The sequence below is a fragment of the Curvibacter sp. T50 genome (assembly GCF_057219955.1).
The window spans coordinates 43,854-61,482 of the sequence record NZ_JBXVVU010000001.1; the positions used below are offsets into that span (position 1 = coordinate 43,854).

Genomic DNA, 17,629 nt, shown 5'->3' on the forward strand with positions numbered 1-17,629 from the left:
CATGCCTTGGACCCAGGACCAGATGGCCGCGCGCGCGGCCCACGAACTGCAGGACGGCTTCTACGTGAATCTCGGCATCGGCATTCCGACGCTGGTAGCCAACCATGTCCCCGATCATGTGGAGGTTTGGCTGCAAAGCGAAAACGGCATGCTCGGCATCGGACCCTTCCCGTACGAGGACGAGGTGGATGCCGACCTCATCAACGCCGGGAAACAGACGGTGACCACCATCAAGGGCTCCTCGATCTTCGGTAGCCACGACAGTTTCGCCATGATTCGCGGCGGGAAGATCAACCTGTCCATCCTCGGCGCGATGCAGGTGACCGACAAAGGCGATCTGGCCAACTGGATGATCCCCGGCAAGATGGTCAAGGGCATGGGTGGGGCCATGGATCTGGTGGCCGGCGTGCCCCGGGTGATCGTGCTGATGGAGCATGTCGCACGCAAGAAAGACGGCACCACCGACCTGAAAATCCTGCCCGAATGCACCCTGCCATTGACCGGCAAAGGGGTGGTGGACCGCATCATCACCGATCTGGCCGTGATGGATGTCACCCCCGACGGACTCAAGGTGGCGGAACTGGCCCCCGGTGTCACGCTGGAGGAACTCCAGTCCAAGACGGGCGTCAAGCTCCTCTGATCCGGTCGGGTCGCCGCCCATCACCGCAATGCCCCGGTTCCGGGGCATTGTTGTTTTCGGCGGTGCCCCACAGGCCAAGGGCGCCGCATCTTGACCTCAGTCAAGTTACTTTCGGACACACGGCCTAGACTGTTCTCCATCAGCCGGGGAGGCATGGTGAGATTTCAATCTCGGGAGTTCTGCTATGGATGTGGCCACCGCGCCCGCACCGCTGCCGTCGGACGGTGATCGCCCTGTGGGGCTGCCGGCCGCGTGCACGCTGGCCGAGTTGTTGCATGCCCAGGACTGGGCGCGGCTGCAGCCCATCATCGACCTGGGCACGGCCATGGTGCTGCTGGACCTGATGGACCCTGTCCAGGTCAGCCAGCTTCGCAGCCGTGATCCCGCACTGCTGGCCAGCCACTCGCCGGAACTGGTGGCCCAGGGCCTGATCCCACCCGACGGCCTGTGTCATGCCCATGCGCGCGTCGCCGGACTGCCCGAAGCGGACGTTCGCCGGTTCGATCTGGGTGACGACGCGTGGACTTTGCTGCCCTTGCCGGCGGCCCGGGCCCATGAGGTTGTACCGCTGGGCAGCGCCATGGAACAGTTCTACGTCGCGTCGTGGTGCCCGACGCTGTCCGATCTGCGTTCCGAGTTGTGCTCCATCACCGGCCGCACGGTACGCCTCGTCTGGGCAGACCGCGACGCCATTCGCTCCCGGCTGGACGCGCAGGAGCGACTGACGCGGGAACGGGCCAACACACCGTTGCCGGCCGCACCGACCGGTACCAATGGGTCGGGCGCGACTGCGGCGGGCGCGCCGGTGCCTTCCGCCAAACCGGTACCGATGGTCTCGCTGGATGACATGGTGACCGATGCGCTGGTGGAGGTTTCCGCCGGATCCGAGCAGGAGCAAAGCGCCAGCATCAGCCAGTCCTCCGGAGTGGTGCGGCTGGTGCGCAAAATCATCGAAGACGCCAGGCGCCTGGGGGCGTCGGACATCCACATCGAAACCAACCCAGGCGAGGAGATTACCCGGGTCCGCCTGCGGCGAGACGGTGATCTGGAAACGTATCTGCAGCTTCCGGCGCGGTTGCGGGCGTCGCTGGTGTCGCGGATCAAGGTGATGGCCCGCCTCGATATCTCCGAGCGTCGCCGGCCGCAGGATGGCAAGATCAATTTTGCTGACTTCGGCGGCGACAAGCTCGAACTGCGGGTGGCCGTCATGCCCACCCACGATGGACTCGAAGATGTGGTGTTGCGCCTGCTGGCCGCATCGCGCCCGATTCCGCTGGGCAAGCTGGGCTTTCAGCCGCGTGACGAGGACACGGTGGCGCGCCTGTCGGCGCGGTCGTTCGGCCTGATCCTTGCGGCGGGCCCGACCGGGTCAGGGAAGACCACCACGCTGCACTCGATGCTGGCCGAGATCAACACCGACGAACGCAAGATCTGGACGGCTGAAGACCCGATTGAAATCACCCAGCCGGGCCTGCGCCAGGTGCAGGTGAACCCCAAGATCGGTCTGACGTTTGCGTCGGCGATGCGCGGCTTTCTTCGTGCCGACCCGGACGTGATCATGATCGGCGAAATCCGCGACGACGAAACCGCCCGTATCGCGATCGAAGCCTCGCTGACGGGGCATCTGGTGCTGTCGACCTTGCATACCAACAGTGCCGCCGAGAGCGTGGTTCGCCTGCTCGATCTGGGCATGGATCCGATGAACTTCGCCGATTCGCTGCTGGGCATCGTCGCGCAGCGCCTGGTGCGTGGCTTGTGCCCCCATTGTGCGCAGCGCAACCGCATCGCGCGGGGGCATTTTGATCGTCTGGTGCGGGAATATGTGGACCGTTCCTGCCTGAGCGTCGAAGAAGGGCGTTCACGCCTGCTGCAGGCCGCCGGCGCGGTGGGCCCCGACGAAATTGTCATCTTTTCGCCGGTCGGGTGTGAGCAGTGTGGCGGCCGCGGCTACAAAGGGCGTGTCGGCATCTACGAAATCCTGGAGAACGATCCCACGGTTCGCGGCCTGATCCAGAGCCGCGGCCGCCCGACCGAGTTGTTCGATGCCGCCGTGCGGGCCGGCATGCGCAGTCTGCGCCATGACGCGCTGGAAAAACTGGTGCAGGGCCGAATCGACCTGCGTCAGGCCATGGCAGCCTACCGCTGAAACGAAAAAGCCCCGAGGCGCGGGCCTCGGGGCTTGCAAATCCGTGGAGCGGGCGATGGGAATCGAACCCACGTCTTGAGCTTGGGAAGCTCAGGTCCTGCCATTGAACGACGCCCGCAGAAGTGGCGCGGATTCTACTTCAGGATGTCGCCGAGGCAGAGGTACTTGATCTCCACATAATCATCCATGCCGTGGTGTGAGCCTTCCCGGCCCAGACCCGACTGTTTCACCCCCCCGAACGGCACGTGTTCGGTGGCGAGGATGCCGACGTTGATGCCGACCATGCCGTACTCCAGCGCCTCGCTGACGCGGAAGATGCGACCCACGTCCCGGCTGTAGAAATAGCTGGCCAGACCGAATTCGGTGGCGTTGGCCGCATCGATGGCCTCCTGTTCGGTGCTGAAACGGAACACCGGCGCAAACGGGCCGAAAGTTTCCTCCCGGGCACACAGCATGTCGGCCGTGGCGTCGGCCACCACCGTGGGTTCAAAGAACTGTCCGCTCAGGCGCTTGCCGCCGGCCAGCACCCGCGCGCCCTTGGCCACCGCGTCGTCCACATGGCGTTGCACTTTTTCCAGCGCGGCCTCCTCGATCAGCGGACCCTGGTTGACGCCGTCCTCGAAGCCGTTGCCGACCTTGGCGGTTTTCACCTTGGCGGCGAACCTGGTGACGAACTCGTCGTAGACGCCGTCCTGCACATACAGGCGGTTGGAGCACACGCAGGTCTGGCCCGCGTTGCGGTACTTGCTGGCGAACGCGCCTTCGACCGCGGAGTCGATGTCGGCATCGTCGAACACGATGAACGGCGCGTTGCCGCCGAGCTCCAGCGACAGCTTCTTCACCGTCGGTGCGCTCTGCGCCATCAGGATGCGGCCGACTTCGGTGGAGCCGGTGAACGACAGGTGGCGCACCACGTCACTGGCGCACAGCACTTTGCCGATGGCAATCGACTGGGCGCTGTCAGCCGTGAGCATGTTCAGCACACCGGCCGGAATGCCGGCGCGGATCGCCAGCTCGGCGGCGGCCAGGGCCGTCAGCGGGGTCAGCTCGGCCGGTTTGATCACCACCGGGCAGCCGGCGGCCAGCGCGGGCGCGACCTTGCGCGTGATCATCGCCAGCGGAAAGTTCCACGGCGTAATGGCAGCGCACACGCCGATCGGCTGGCGCAGCACCAGCAGGCGGCGGTTGTTGTCGAACTGGGGCAGGGTCTCGCCATTGACCCGTTTGGCTTCCTCGGCAAACCATTCGACGAAGCTGGCGCCGTAGGCCACCTCGCCCTTGGCTTCGGGCAGCGGCTTGCCCTGCTCGGCGGTCATCAGCCGGCCCAGGTCGTCCTGGTTGGCCATCAGCAGGTCGAACCAGCGGCGCAGGATGATGCTGCGCTCCTTGGCGGTCTTGTTACGCCAGGCGGGCCAGGCGGCATTCGCGGCGGCGATGGCCGCTTCGGCCTCGGCCGGGCCCAGGTTGGCGACGGCTGCGAGTTTGAGGCCGGTCGCCGGATCGTGCACATCAAAGCGCGATGTGCCGGCGATCCACTGGCCGTTGATCAGCCCATCGGTCTTGAGCAGTGTCGGGTCTTTCAGCAGCGCGAGGGGGGAGGCGGGTGGGTTCATGGTGTCTCTTGCCAGTCGGTTGGAAGAAGGAAGGAGGATAAATTATTTAACAGATTAAATATTTGCGCCCAACGATGCAGCATAACCGGGCCCCTGCGGTTTGTCTGTCGCCATGGCGGAAGGCAAAACCTATAATGGAATGTTCAGCCGAATCAAGCATTTACAGGTACCTGGCGCCGGTTGGCGGCGCGGCAGCCGCCTGGTGGCTCCAACCCATCCCATCACATCCCCAACATGTCCTCGCCAAAATTTTCCGTCGCCGACATCCGCCAGATCTTTCTCGACTTCTTCGCCTCGAAAGCCCACACGGTGGTGGCGTCCAGCCCGCTGGTCCCGGGCAATGACCCGACGCTGATGTTCACCAACTCCGGCATGGTGCAGTTCAAGGACGTGTTTCTCGGCTCCGACAAGCGCAGCTACGTGCGCGCGGCCTCGGTGCAGGCCTGCCTGCGGGCCGGCGGCAAACACAACGACCTGGAAAACGTGGGCTACACCGCGCGCCACCACACCTTCTTCGAGATGTTGGGCAACTGGAGTTTCGGTGACTACTTCAAGCGTGAATCGCTTCACTGGGGCTGGGAACTGCTGACCCAGGTCTACAAGCTGCCGCCCGAGCGGCTGCTGGCGACCGTCTATCACGAGGACGACGAGGCCTACGACATCTGGACCAGGGAAATCGGCCTGCCACCCGAACGCGTCATCCGCATCGGGGACAACAAAGGCGGCAAATACAAGTCGGACAATTTCTGGATGATGGCCGACACCGGCCCCTGTGGCCCGTGTTCCGAAATCTTCTTTGACCACGGCCCGCACATTCCCGGCGGTCCCCCGGGCAGCCCCGAGGAAGATGGTGACCGGTTCATCGAGATCTGGAACCATGTGTTCATGCAGTTCGACATGAAGGAAGACGGCAGTGTGGTGCGCCTGCCCGCGCCCTGTGTCGATACCGGCATGGGGCTGGAGCGTCTGGCCGCCATTCTGCAAGGTGTGCACAGCAACTATGAAATCGACATCTTTGACGCCCTGATCCGCGCCGCCGCGCGCGAGACCGGCTGCGCCGATCTGCACAGCCCCAGCTTGCGCGTCATTGCCGACCACCTGCGTGCCACCGCCTTCCTGGTCAGCGACGGAGTGATTCCGTCCAACGAAGGCCGCGGCTACGTGCAGCGCCGCATCATCCGCCGCGCCATCCGTCACGGCTACAAGCTGGGCCGCAAGGCGCCGTTTTTCCACAAGCTGGTGCCCGACCTGGTGGCCCTGATGGGAGAAGCGTATCCCAACCTGGCCGCCCAGGCGCAGCGTATCGGCGAGGTGCTGGGAGCGGAAGAGGAGCGCTTCTACGAGACGCTGGCCAACGGCATGGAGATCCTGGACAGCGCCCTGGGCGGCGATGCCCGGGTGCTGCCCGGCGAGGTGGCCTTCAAGCTGCACGATACCTACGGCTTCCCGCTCGACCTGACCAACGACGTCTGCCGCGAGCGCGGCGTCACCGTGGATGAAGCCGGCTTTCAGGTCGCCATGGAACGGCAGAAATCGCAGGCCCGCGCCGCCGGCAAGTTCAAGATGGACAAGGCGCTGGACTACAGCGGCGACGGCAACGACTTTGTCGGCTACGAGCGGCTCGAATCCTCCGCAACCGTGGTGGCGCTGTATCACGAGGGGGTGCCGGTGGACGCCCTGGCCGACGGCCAGAGCGGTGTCGTGGTGCTCGACACCACCCCGTTCTACGCCGAAAGCGGCGGCCAGGTGGGTGACCAGGGCCGGATTGAAGGCACGGGCGGGGCCTTCGACGTGGCCGACACCCAGAAGATCAAGGCCGACGTGTTCGGCCACCACGGCACCGCGCGTGGCCTGCTGCGGGTGGGCGACACCGTCACCGCCCGGGTGGACACCGCGCTGCGCGCCGCCACCGTGCGCAACCACAGCGCTACCCACCTGATGCACAAAGCCCTGCGCGAGGTGCTGGGCAGCCATGTGCAGCAGAAAGGTTCGCTGGTGAACGCCGAGCGCACCCGCTTCGACTTCGCCCACAATGCCCCGGTCACCGACGCCCAGATTCGCGAGATCGAGGTTCGTGTCAACCGCGAGATCCTGGCCAACGCCGCCGCACAGGCGCGGGTGATGGACATCGAATCTGCCCAGAAGACCGGCGCGATGATGCTCTTCGGCGAGAAATACGGCGAGACCGTGCGGGTGCTCGACATCGGCTCCAGCCGCGAACTGTGTGGTGGCACCCACGTGAAGGCCACCGGCGACATCGGCTTCTTCACCATCGTCGCCGAAGGTGGTGTGGCGGCGGGCGTGCGCCGGATCGAAGCGCTGACCGGCCTGAATGCGCTGGCTTACGTGCAAGGCATGGAGACGACCCTGGGTGGCGTGGCCGGCACGCTGCGGGTCACACCCGCAGAAGTGCCCTCGCGCATCGGCGCGATGCTGGAGCAGTCCCGCGAGTTGGAGCGTGAACTGGCCGCGCTCAAAGGCAAGCTGGCCTCCAGCCAGGGCGACGAACTGGCCGGCAAGGCCATCGACGTGAAAGGGCTGAAGGTGCTGGCCGCCCGGCTCGAAGGCGCGGACGCCAGAACCCTGCGCGATACGCTGGACAAGCTCAAGGACAAACTCAAGACCGCCGCCATCGTGCTGGCCGCTGTGGACGGCGACAAGGTGCAACTGGCTGCGGGGGTCACCGCCGACAGCGTGGGCCGGGTCAAGGCCGGCGAGCTGGTCAACTTTGTGGCCCAGCAAGTGGGCGGCAAGGGTGGCGGCAAACCCGACATGGCCATGGCCGGCGGCACCGACCCGAGCAAGCTGGCCGCCGCGCTGGCGTCGGTTTCGGGCTGGGTGGCCGAGCGGGTCTGAGCTGTGGCGGCGCCGTGGCCGGGCGCGCCACGGCCGTCCTCGCAGGAAAGCGGGCCAGACAATTAGTCACTAATTGATAGCAAATAATGACCTTTTTACGCTGGGTATCGGCCGTTTTTATTTCGAACCTGCTGCTCGTGGGCGCCTGGAGCCAGCCGGCCCAGCCCGGTGTGGTGTCTCGGGTGCAGGTGCCCAGTCAGGAGGCCCGCGCCGGCCAGGCGGTCATGCTCGATGGCTGGTTTTATGCCGCCCCTGCCGACCAGCAGGCGCCGACGGTGCTGTTGTTGCACGGCTGCGGCGGCATGCTCAACGGGCGCGGACTGCCTTCGCAGCGTATCCGTGATTACGCGGCACTGTTGAATGCGCAAGGGTGGCACGCGCTGGCGCTGGACTCGCTGTCGGCGCGCGGCGAAAAAGAGCTGTGCACCCAACGCATCGGCACACGCCGTGTGACCAACACCGAGCGTCGCCAGGACGTCCTGGGCGCCCTGCAGTGGCTGGCCGCACAGCCCGGTGTGGACGCCAGCCGTCTGGCCCTGCTGGGCTGGTCCCACGGCGGCAGCGCGGTGCTGTCGGCAACCAACCGCCTGCACCCTGATGTCGCGGCGGCGTCCGTCCGGCCCCGGTTGGCGGTTGCGTTTTACCCCGGTTGCGACACCGACCGCCGGCGCGGTTTCCAGCCTGCTACCGACACCCTGCTGCTGCTGGGCCTGGCCGATGACTGGACGCCCGCCGCGCCCTGCCAGGCCTTGGCCCGCGAGGGCCGCCCGGCAGTGACGGTGCGGGCCTGGGAGGGGGCGGTCCATGGTTTCGACGGTACCGCGCCAGTGCGCCACCGGGCTGACGTACCCAACGGCGTCAACCCGGGGCAGGGTGTCCATGTTGGCGGGCATCCGCAGGCGCGGGACGAGTCGCGCCAGGTGCTGCTGCAAGCGCTGCAGCACGCCTTTGCGCGCTGAGCCGCGGGCGGCGCAGCGCTCAGCCGCCGTCGCGCAAAGCCACGTCCCAGTCCAGCGAGCGGCCGCTTTCGAAATGGCGCTGCTGGCCGGTCACCGGGTCGGTGAAGGCCAGGGTATGGGCCAGCAATTGCAGCGGCAAGGCAAAGTCCTCCGCCTCGTCCGGGCCGCGCCGCGCGCGCGGGTAGAACTGGTCGCCGGCAATCGGCAGCCCCAGGGCATTCAGGTGCACCCGCAGCTGGTGTCGCTGCCCGGTGCGTGGCCATAGCCGGTAGCGGGCCCAGGCGCCGCGCTGTTCCACCGGCGCAATGGTGGTTTCGCTGTTGTCCGGCAGGGCTTCGGCCTCGGGCGCTTCGACCATGCGGTAAAACGCCTGTGGGTCCTCGCGAATATGGCTGCGGCGGTGGAGCGGCCAGGTGTGCTGGGGCGCGGCCGGCGCAAGGGCTTCGTACACCTTGTCGACCTTCCGTTCGCGAAACAGCCGCTGGTATGCGTCGCGGTCCTGCGCGCGCACACTGAAGGCGACCAGCCCGGCGGTCTCGCGGTCGATGCGGTGCAGCGGGCTCAGGCCGGGCAGGTTCAGGCGCTGGCGCAGGCGAACCAGCAGGCTTTCGCGCACATAACGTCCTCCCGGGGTCACCGGCAGGAAGTGCGGCTTGTCAGCGACCACCAGATGCGCATCCTGGTACAGCACCGTTTCGACAAACGGAACCGGCTGTTCCTGTGGCAGGTGGCGCCAGTACCAGGCGCGCAGGCCGCCGCGGTAGGGCGTATGCGGCGGCAGCGGTTGGCCGGTGTCGTCCAGCACCTCCCCGTCGGCCATGCGCTGCAGCCATACCGCTCGGCCCACGGCCGGCATCCGGTGATCGAGAAAATCCAGCAGCGTGGACCAGGGCGGCTGGCGCATGTTCGGCAGCGCCACCGCGCTGGGCGCGACCCCCTCACGCAAGGCAATGGCCGGCGCGCGCGGCGGTCGGGCCATCGCCAGGGAAAACGTCAGCGCACCACGCGCCCGTCGGGGCGAATGGTCACCAGGTCGATGCTGCGTACCGCGTCACGTACCCCGGCGCGCAGATTGATGCGAAAACCGCCCACATCCCAGTCGGTCATGCCCGCCAGGGCCTGCTGCAGTTTGCTGCGGTCCAGCCCTTTCGCGGGAGCCACCCGGCGCAGCCCTTCGGCCAGGGTCTTGGCAGCAATGAATCCTTCCAGGCTCTCGTAGCTGGGTGTCTGGTCCGAGTTGTCGATCGCGGCCAGATATTCACGCACGATGGGGGTGGCCGTGCTTCGGGGCGAGGGCACCACCTGCGAGACCACAACGCCGCCGATGTCCTTGCCCAGCGCGGTGAACAGCGGGTCGATCCCGACCACCGAAAACGCCATGAAAGTGCCGGCAAAACCGCCCGCGCGGGCTTTGCGGATGACCGCCGCGCTGGAGTTGAACAAGGACACCAGAATGACCGCCTGCGCCTGCGACTTCAGCAGGTTGGCGACGGCGGCGTCCACCTTGTCGCTGTTGACCGGGACGATTGCGACCGCCACCGGTGCAGGCAGCTTCAGCTCGGTCATGGCCGCCTGCACGGCGGCGGTACCGGCACGGCCCATGGCATCGTCCTCGGCCACCACGGCAATGCGGGTCTGGCCCAGCGTCGCGGCATGGCGAACGGACTTGAAGGCTTCGTCCGACAGGCTGGGGCGCACATGAAACACCTGGCTCTGGCTGGCCTCCCGCAGGGTGTCGGGTGCGGCAAACGGGGCGAAGAACAAAGCGCCGGCGGCCTGCGCGACCCGGGCGCCCGCCTCCGACGACGCCGTGCCGACAAAGCCAAACAGCACATCGGCGCCATCGGCCAGCAGCTTTTTGGCATTGGCCTCGGCCCGCTGGGCGTCGTAGCCATCGTCAAGCTGGCGCAACTCGAATTGCCAGCCGGGGTTGTTCTTGCGACCGTTGAAGGCGTCCACATACAACTTGGCGCCCGCCGCAAAGGCCAGCCCGATCTCGGAGGCTGCCCCGGTCAGCGGCACAGACTGTCCCAGCACGATGCGGCGCGCGGCGCCTGCCGGCTGGGCCAGGGCGGCGGGGCCGGCCAGCGCGCCCAGGGTCAGCGCCAGTCCGGCGCGGTGGAAGTGGCGACGATGCAGATTCATGGGATCTCCAGGAGGGGCGTCAGCAGGAAACGACTTCGCAATAAGCGTGCCGGATGGGCGCGATGGCCAAGTGCGAGACGATAGTCCAATCCGGCCCGCCCTGCCAGAGCCGGGCCTTGCCAATCTGCCATCGGGGCATGCCGTTTGTGCATCGGCCGCCGGTTCGATCCGCCAGGGGGGCGGGTCAGACGCGGCGAAACACCAGGTCCCAGACGCCGTGGCCCAGCCGCAGACCGCGGTTTTCAAACTTGGTCAGCGGCCGGTAGTCGGGTTTTGGGGCAAAACCGTCCGCGCGGTCGGCGGCGGTGTTCACCAGCAGCGGCTCGGCGCCCAGCACATCACGCATCTGCTCGGCGTAGGGCTGCCAGTCGGTGGCGCAGTGCAGGATGCCGCCGGGCCGCAGGCGCGTGGCCAGCCGGGCCACCAGCGGGGGCTGGATCAGGCGGCGTTTGTGGTGCTTTTTCTTGTGCCAGGGGTCGGGAAAGAAGATGTGGATGCCGTCCAGCGAGGCTTCGGCCAGCATGTGATCGACCACCTCCACCGCGTCATGGGCCAGGATGCGGATATTGCCCAGGCCCTGTTCGCCGATCCGTTTGAGCAGCGCGCCCACGCCGGGCTCGTGCACCTCGCAGCACAGGAAGTTGTCCCCGGGGCGGACCGCGGCGATATGGGCCGTGGCATCACCCATCCCAAAACCGATTTCCAGGATCAGCGGCGCCACGCGGCCGAACGCGGCGGCCGCATCGAAGGTCTGGCCAGGGGTGTACGGCAGAAGAAACTGCGGCCCCAGCACCTCCAGCGCCCGCTCCTGGCCCGGGCCCATGCGCCCGGCACGCAGCACATAGGTCTTGATCTGGCGCAGATGGGTGCCCTCGGCCGGGCCGGGGCGGGGGTGGGCGTGGCGGGGATCGGTCATGGCGCAGCGAAGGGCACGCAGAATGTGGCCCAGAGTGGGGCCGTCGGGACGGCGGGGCGCCGATTGTAGGGTTTGCCGGCGCCCGTGCCGGTCGCGGGGCGGGCCCCGGCCGATGCAGGGGCGTCCGGTCGGGTCAGGCGCGGCACCAGCGCGCCCGCCAGGCCGCCGTCCAGAACGCCAGGGCTTCGGCCACGGTGCTGCCGGCCGCCGGTGGCAAGGTCAGCGTGGCGGCGGCGGCGTTCAAGGCAGCCTGCGGATCGCCGGTGTCCACGGCGGGCGCGCCATGCTGTTTGGAGAGTTTTTCGCCGTCGGCGGCCCGTACCAGCGGCGTGTGCAGGTAGCGCGGCGTGGCCAGGCCCAGGGCACGCTGCAGCAGGATCTGCCGGGGGGTGTTGTCGGCCAGGTCTTCGCCGCGCACCACATCGGTGATGCCCTGCTCGGCATCGTCGACGACCACCGCCAGCTGATAGGCCCACAGACCGTCAGCCCGGCGCAGCACGAAGTCGCCCACCTCGGCGCCAACGTTCTGCGAGCCGGGCCCCAGGCGCCGGTCGAACCAGGTGACCGGCGCGGCGCTCCGGGTCACCGGGATTTCACTTTCGATAGCTGAAAGTGACCTTTTTACGCTGGGTACGGGCAGTTCTGACAGGAAAACGTCGGACCGCAGGCGCCAGGCCCGCGCCGAGCCCCCCCGCAAACCGTCGCGGCAGGTGCCGGGGTAGACCAGCTCGGCGTGGCGACCCCGCTGGACGCCGCGGCGCGCCCACTCGGCTTCGATGTCCTTGCGGGTACACCCGCACGGGTAGGCCAGGCCGGCGGCGGCCAGCTGGTCCAGTGCCTGCTGGTAGAGCGGGTGGCGGCGCGACTGCCACTGCGGCGGCGCGTCGGGCATCAGCCCGCAATCGGCCAGCTGGCGCAGGATGACCCGGTCCGCCCCGGGAGCGCAGCGCGGCGGATCGATGTCTTCGATCCGTACCAGCCAGCACCCCCGGTGGGCCCGCGCGTCCAGCCAGCTGGCCAGGGCCGCCACCAGCGAGCCGGCATGCAGTGGACCGGTGGGAGAGGGCGCGAAGCGGCCCCGGTAGGGCGAGGGCCCGGCCTGCGCCGTTTCGGCGCCTGGCGCGCTGCTGGCCACGGCGCTACAGGGTGGCCAGCGCCAGTTCCAGGCCGGAGACGAAAGCGTTTTCGACGCGGTGGCCCAGGCACCAGTCGCCACACAGGCCGATGCCGGCGCGGCGATCCCACAGGTGGGACGGGCCCAGGGCTTGCTGGGTCTTGGCGTAGCGCCAGCGGTGCACTTCGGCATGGCCCGGTTCGGCACGGATGCCGGTGACCTCGGCGAAGGCTTTCAGCAGCTTGCCCTGGACCCGCTCCGGGGTATCTTCCAGGTGTTGCTGCGACCATTCGGAGCTGGCCTGCACCGTCCAGCGTTCGATCGGCTCGCGCCGGGGTTTGGACGACTCCCGTGCCAGCCAGGCCACGCGGTGGTGGGTGCTGCGGGCAGCGTTCCATTGCGGGCCGAAGCCGGTGCGTCCGCCCTGGGCCGCGTTGGGGTAGGCGAGCATCAAGGTCCAGCACGGCGCCATGGTCACACCGGCCAGCTGGGTGACCCAAGCGGGAGCCAGCGACGACGCGCCCAGCAACGCCGCTGCCTGTGGCGCGGGGATGGCCAGCAACACCTGGTCGAAACCGGCATGCACATGCACCGCGCCATCCGCGGCCTGGGTGTGCAACTGCCAGCGACCGCGCGCCAGCGGATCGGCCTGGATGCGGGTGACCTGGGTCTGCAGCTGCACCGCGCCGGATTGTTCCAGCGGCGCGGCCCATTGATGGACCAGCGTACTCATGCCGGGGATGGGCACCCAGTGGGGCTCGCGAGAGGGGGGCGCGGCCTCCAGCAGGCGGCCGGCGGGGTCCAGCACCCGCACGGCGTTGGCGCTCCAGGCGCGGCACAGGCCGGGGGTGGTGGCCAGCGCGCGCTCCAGCCGGGCGTCGCGGACGGTGAAATACTGGGCGCCGTGGTCGAAGGAGCCAAAGGGCGAACGCCGCGTGGCCATGCGGCCGCCGTAGCCGCGGCTCTTTTCGAACAGCGTCACCGCATGACCGGCCTGGGCCAGAGTGCGCGCGCAGGCGATGCCGGCCATGCCGGCACCAACGATCGCGACACGGCGGTTCGGGGGGGGCGGTTTTTTCATCAGGTTGCTCCGTCGCGCATGCCGATCACGCGCCATGGCATGCACTCTACACCCGCCGCGCAACCGGTTGCCCGAGCCGCAACAAGGCGGCGCGGGTCGCGGGCTGGTCCAGCCGCTGCAGCCACCACTGCAGCGCCCGGCCGGCGGCGACCCCCCGCCCGCTGCGCCAGGCGTAACTCAGTGGCGCCTCGCGCGAAGGGCGCTGTACCGCGCGGACCACCAGCCGCCCGCTTTCAATGTACGGCCGGGCCAGGGGCTCGGGCAGGAAACCGCCGCCCAGTCCCCGCAACTGCGCGTCAAGCTTGGCGTCCATGGTCGATACGGTGAGCACATCCTGGCCCGCGAGCAGGCCCACAGTAATGCCACCACCCACGGGCACCGAATCGGCCACGGCCACGGCGCGGTGGCGCTGGATCAGCTCATCGCCCAAAGGTTCGGGGGCCGTTGCCAGCGGGTGGTGTGGCGCCACGGCGTAAACAAAGGCCACCCGCCCCAGCGGCTGGTGGACGATGCCGGCCAGCGTGCTGGTGTCCAGCCCGACACCGATGGCCAGGTCTGCCATGCCCGAGGTCAGGGCTTGCAGCGTGCCCGACAGGGTTTCGTCGCGCAGGCGCAAGCGCGTGGGCGGTCGCAGGGCCAGGAAATCCGCACACAGTTCCATGATCACCGGCTGGGCAATGATGCTGTCCACCGCCACGGTGAACTGCGACTCCCAGCCGGTGGCTACCCGTCGCACGCGGTTGGCCACCGCTTCCATCTCGGCCAGCAGGCGCTCGCCTTCGCGCAGCAACTCGCGACCCGCCTCGGTAGGGCGCGCCTGGCGGGCGCTGCGGTCGAACAGCAGCACGTCCAGCGCCTCTTCGATCTGGCGCACCCGGTAGGTCAGTGCACTGGGCACCACACCCAGCTGGCGGGCTGCGGCGGCAAAGCTGCCAGCCTGGGCGATGGCCTGCAGCAGTGTCAGCGCCTCCGGGCTCAGGACGTCGCGGGGTGATTGCACGGTCATTGTTTGATCATTCAAAATTTTCGAATGATGCCATCAAAACCCCAGCACCACCCGTGGCGCCCGGACGCCTACAGTCAGGACATCGGCAGCGGCCTTCACCGCATGTCCCCCACCCACCGGAGTTTTCACCATGCTTACCCTGCGCAAAGCCAGCGACCGCGGCCATGCCAACCACGGATGGCTCGACTCGTGGCACAGCTTCTCGTTTGCCGAATACTTCGACCCGGCGCACAGGGGCTGGGGCAACCTGCGCGTCATCAACGAAGACCGCATTGCCCCCGGCACCGGCTTTGGCACCCACGGCCATCGCGACATGGAAATCATCAGCTATGTGCTGCAGGGCAACCTGGCGCACAAGGACAGCATGGGCAATGTCAAGGGCATTCCACCCGGTGATGTGCAGCGCATGAGCGCCGGCACCGGCGTGATGCACAGCGAGTTCAACCACGCCGTTGGCCAGACCACCCATTTCCTCCAGATCTGGATCGAGCCTTCGGCCCGGGGCATTCCCCCCGGCTATGAGCAGCAGGCCGTGCCGCCCGCTGGCAAACGCGGCGCACTGTCCCTGGTGGCGGCGCCACCGGGCAAGGGCGGTGTGGTGGCGATGCATGCCGATGCCTGGCTCTACGCCGGACTGTTCGACGGGGATGAAAGTGCCACGCTGGCGCTCAATCCGGCACGCAAGGGCTATGTGCACCTGATCCGCGGCGCGCTGGATGTCAACGGCCAGGCCCTGTCCGCCGGCGACGCCCTTTACGTGGCCGGCGAAACCCAACTGCAGTTCAGCGCCGGCCGTGACGCCGAGGTGCTGGTGTTCGATCTGGCGCCCTGACCGCGCCTGCCGTCCGCGTTCCCTCCGGTTTTCCTGTGTTTTCTGTTCACCCATCCTTGAGGAGCTTGTCATGACCCGTATCGCAGTTGTTTTCCATTCCGGCTACGGCCACACCCTTCGTATGGCCCAGGCTGTGGCCGACGGCGCCGGCGCCGAACTGGTGCCCATCGATGCCGACGGCAACCTGCCGGACGGTGGCTGGGACCAGCTCAACGCCGCGGACGCCATCATCATGGGCAGCCCCACCTACATGGGCACCGTGAGCTGGCAGTTCAAGAAGTTTGCCGACGCCTCCAGCAAAGCCTGGTTCACCCAGGCATGGAAAGACAAGCTGTTTGCCGGCTTCACCAACAGCGCGACCATGAACGGCGACAAGTTGTCCACGCTGCATTACCTGTTCACCCTGGCCATGCAGCACAGCGGCCTCTGGGTGGGCACCGGCATGATGCCCAGCAACAGCAAGGCCGCCCAGCGCAACGACCTGAACTACGTGGGCTCCTTCAGCGGCGCCATGGCGCAAAGCCCGTCCGACGCCAGCGCCGCCGAAATGCTGCCCGGCGACCTGGAAACCGCACGCCAGTTCGGCGCCCGGGTGGCCGCCACCGCCGCCCGACTCAAGGGCTGACCGCCCGCGCCGGGCGCCGTGCACGCGCCGCGCCCGGGCGCTACCATGGACGCATGAAAATTTTTGCGCTCCTGCCGCTGGTGGACTGGCTGGCCCTGGCGGCTTTTTTTGGCCTGTGGATCGGCTACGCCTGGTTTGCCCGTTTCTGGGGCCAGCGCCAGCGCTCGCTGATCATCACGACCAACCGCTGGCGCAGCGAGTGGATGCTGCAGGCCACCGCGCGCGACCCGCGCATGCTCGACGGCCTGATCACCCAGAACCTGTCGCAGACGCCGGCATTCTTTTCGTCTACGTCCATCATCATCATCGGCGGTCTGTTTGCCGTGCTCGGCACCACCGACAAGGCGGCCGAGCTGGTGCGCGAAATTCCCTTCGCCCAGCCCACGCCGCTGCTGGTGTTCGAGTTCAAGGTCCTGGTGCTGGTGGCAATTTTTGTCTATGCGTTCTTCCGCTTCTCCTGGTCCATGCGGCAATACACCTTTGTGGCGCTGCTGATCGGCGCCATGCCGCCTCCCGAAGCCTTTGCCAGTGGCCAGGCCGACGCGGCCGCCTGGGCCCGCCGCGCCGGCGCTCTGGTGGGCTCGGCCGCGGAAACCTTCAACGACGGGCTGCGTGCCTACTATTTTTCCTTTGCCGCCATGGCCTGGATTTTTTCCCCGCTGGCCATGACCGGCGCGGCCGTGCTGGTGGCCGCCGTGCTGTACAGCCGCGAATTCCGCTCCGACGTGCTGCAGGTGCTGCGCGAATGAGGTTTTGAGGTCCAATCGGGCAATACCCAGCGTAAAAAGGTCATTTTTCGCTATGAATATCGAAGTCGAATGCGGCCGTCGGGTTTGCCCCGGGGGTCGACTGTGGGCCGCTGTCCAGGTTCTATGGCGACATGCAGGCACTGTATGACCGCATCGGCGGCACCTACGCCACCACCCGCCGCGCCGACCCGGCCATTGCCCAGGCGCTGGCGCGAGCGCTGGGCCTGACGCCCGGCGGCGCCTATCTGGACCTGGGCTGTGGCACGGGCAATTACACCCTCGCCCTCAGCCGCCTGGGCGGAACGTGGACTGCCATTGACGTTTCCATTCGCATGCTCACGCAGGCGCGGCCGCAGTCCGATGACATTGCCTGGGTGCAGGCGGGCGCGCAGGCACTGCCGTTTCCCGACGCCGCTTTCGATGGCGCCATCTGCACCTTGGCCATTCACCACTTCGCCCGTCTGGAGGCACCGCTTGCCGAGGTGCATCGCACGTTGCGTCCCGGCGCCCCGTTTGTCATTTTCACCGGCCTGGCCGAGCAGATGCGGCAGTACTGGCTGTGTCATTACTTCCCGGAAATGATGGCCCGCTCCATGGCCCGGATGCCGACCGGGCCACGCCTCTGTGAGGCGCTGCGCCAGGCCGGCTTTGCCGCCATCGCCCTCACACCCTTTTCGGTGACCGACTCGCTGCAGGACCTGTTTCTGTATTCCGGCAAACACCGGCCCGCCCTCTACCTGGACGGGGCCATCCGCGCCAACATCAGCTCGTTTGCCAATCTGGCCCCGCCGGACGAGTTGCGCAGCGGGCTGGAACGCCTCGCTGCCGATCTGGACCGTGGCGCTTTCGCCGCCGTCCAGGCCCGGTACGCCAGCGACGCGGGGGACTACGCCTTCATCACCGCCAGGTCCAGCGCAACTTGTTGATGTGAAACAAATTTCTGTCGC

General features: G+C 67.6%; 15 protein-coding genes and 1 tRNA gene. 8 read left to right on the forward strand and 8 right to left on the reverse strand.

What is annotated here, in order from left to right; translation table 11 throughout:
* Position 1: 1 nt before the first annotated feature.
* Positions 2-640 (forward strand): CoA transferase subunit B, encoded by a 639-nt coding sequence (locus AC2EBU_RS00240; RefSeq protein WP_484608383.1) that lies wholly within the window; start codon positions 2-4, stop codon positions 638-640.
* A 184-nt stretch (positions 641-824) separates the two neighbouring features.
* Positions 825-2,786, forward strand: a complete 1,962-nt coding sequence (locus tag AC2EBU_RS00245; protein WP_484608384.1) for a GspE/PulE family protein — start codon at positions 825-827, stop codon at positions 2,784-2,786.
* Between the two features lie 44 nt (positions 2,787-2,830).
* Here the strand turns inward: AC2EBU_RS00245 and AC2EBU_RS00250 are convergent.
* Both AC2EBU_RS00250 and AC2EBU_RS00255 read right to left on the reverse strand, forming a co-directional pair.
* A tRNA-Gly gene (locus AC2EBU_RS00250) sits at positions 2,831-2,904 on the reverse strand.
* Positions 2,905-2,920: 16 nt separating this feature from the next.
* Positions 2,921-4,399, reverse strand: coding sequence for an NAD-dependent succinate-semialdehyde dehydrogenase (locus tag AC2EBU_RS00255; RefSeq protein WP_484608385.1), 1,479 nt, complete (start codon positions 4,397-4,399; stop codon positions 2,921-2,923).
* Between the two features lie 234 nt (positions 4,400-4,633).
* On the opposite strand from AC2EBU_RS00255, the gene alaS reads away from it, so the two are divergent.
* Together alaS and AC2EBU_RS00265 are read left to right on the forward strand one after the other, a co-directional pair.
* A complete protein-coding gene (gene alaS, locus AC2EBU_RS00260) occupies positions 4,634-7,255 on the forward strand; it encodes an alanine--tRNA ligase (RefSeq protein WP_484608386.1) in 2,622 nt (873 codons plus the stop codon).
* A gap of 86 nt (positions 7,256-7,341) precedes the next feature.
* A complete protein-coding gene (locus AC2EBU_RS00265) occupies positions 7,342-8,214 on the forward strand; it encodes a dienelactone hydrolase family protein (protein ID WP_484608387.1) in 873 nt (290 codons plus the stop codon).
* Between the two features lie 19 nt (positions 8,215-8,233).
* On the opposite strand, the gene AC2EBU_RS00270 is transcribed toward AC2EBU_RS00265, so the two are convergent.
* The 6 genes from AC2EBU_RS00270 to AC2EBU_RS00295 form a co-directional block, all read right to left on the reverse strand.
* Positions 8,234-9,193: a pseudouridine synthase gene (locus AC2EBU_RS00270; protein ID WP_484608388.1), complete on the reverse strand. Its 960-nt coding sequence runs from the start codon at positions 9,191-9,193 to the stop codon at positions 8,234-8,236.
* Positions 9,194-9,207: 14 nt separating this feature from the next.
* Positions 9,208-10,359 carry an ABC transporter substrate-binding protein gene (locus tag AC2EBU_RS00275; protein ID WP_484608389.1) on the reverse strand — a complete coding sequence of 384 codons (1,152 nt, stop codon included), beginning with the start codon at positions 10,357-10,359 and terminating at the stop codon, positions 9,208-9,210.
* A gap of 184 nt (positions 10,360-10,543) precedes the next feature.
* Positions 10,544-11,275, reverse strand: a complete 732-nt coding sequence (trmB, locus tag AC2EBU_RS00280; RefSeq protein ID WP_484608390.1) for a tRNA (guanosine(46)-N7)-methyltransferase TrmB — start codon at positions 11,273-11,275, stop codon at positions 10,544-10,546.
* A 133-nt stretch (positions 11,276-11,408) separates the two neighbouring features.
* On the reverse strand, positions 11,409-12,410 hold the full coding sequence (gene gluQRS, locus AC2EBU_RS00285; RefSeq protein WP_484608391.1) for a tRNA glutamyl-Q(34) synthetase GluQRS: 1,002 nt from the start codon (positions 12,408-12,410) through the stop codon (positions 11,409-11,411).
* 4 nt (positions 12,411-12,414) lie between these two features.
* A complete protein-coding gene (locus AC2EBU_RS00290; RefSeq protein WP_484608392.1) occupies positions 12,415-13,470 on the reverse strand; it encodes an NAD(P)/FAD-dependent oxidoreductase in 1,056 nt (351 codons plus the stop codon).
* Between the two features lie 46 nt (positions 13,471-13,516).
* A complete protein-coding gene (locus AC2EBU_RS00295) occupies positions 13,517-14,476 on the reverse strand; it encodes a LysR family transcriptional regulator (protein WP_484608393.1) in 960 nt (319 codons plus the stop codon).
* 130 nt (positions 14,477-14,606) lie between these two features.
* Here AC2EBU_RS00295 and AC2EBU_RS00300 point away from each other — a divergent pair, with 130 nt between their 5' ends.
* From AC2EBU_RS00300 to AC2EBU_RS00315, 4 genes are all read left to right on the forward strand, one after another.
* Entirely contained in the window at positions 14,607-15,308 is a 702-nt protein-coding gene (locus tag AC2EBU_RS00300; RefSeq protein ID WP_484608394.1) for a pirin family protein, read from the forward strand.
* A 70-nt stretch (positions 15,309-15,378) separates the two neighbouring features.
* Positions 15,379-15,933 carry a flavodoxin family protein gene (locus AC2EBU_RS00305; RefSeq protein WP_484608395.1) on the forward strand — a complete coding sequence of 185 codons (555 nt, stop codon included), beginning with the start codon at positions 15,379-15,381 and terminating at the stop codon, positions 15,931-15,933.
* A gap of 53 nt (positions 15,934-15,986) precedes the next feature.
* The gene (locus AC2EBU_RS00310; RefSeq protein WP_484608396.1) at positions 15,987-16,682 is read left to right on the forward strand and encodes a DUF599 domain-containing protein; all 696 of its coding nucleotides are present in this window, start codon (positions 15,987-15,989) and stop codon (positions 16,680-16,682) included.
* A 131-nt stretch (positions 16,683-16,813) separates the two neighbouring features.
* Positions 16,814-17,608 (forward strand): class I SAM-dependent methyltransferase, encoded by a 795-nt coding sequence (locus AC2EBU_RS00315; protein WP_484608397.1) that lies wholly within the window; start codon positions 16,814-16,816, stop codon positions 17,606-17,608.
* Positions 17,609-17,629: the final 21 nt, after the last annotated feature.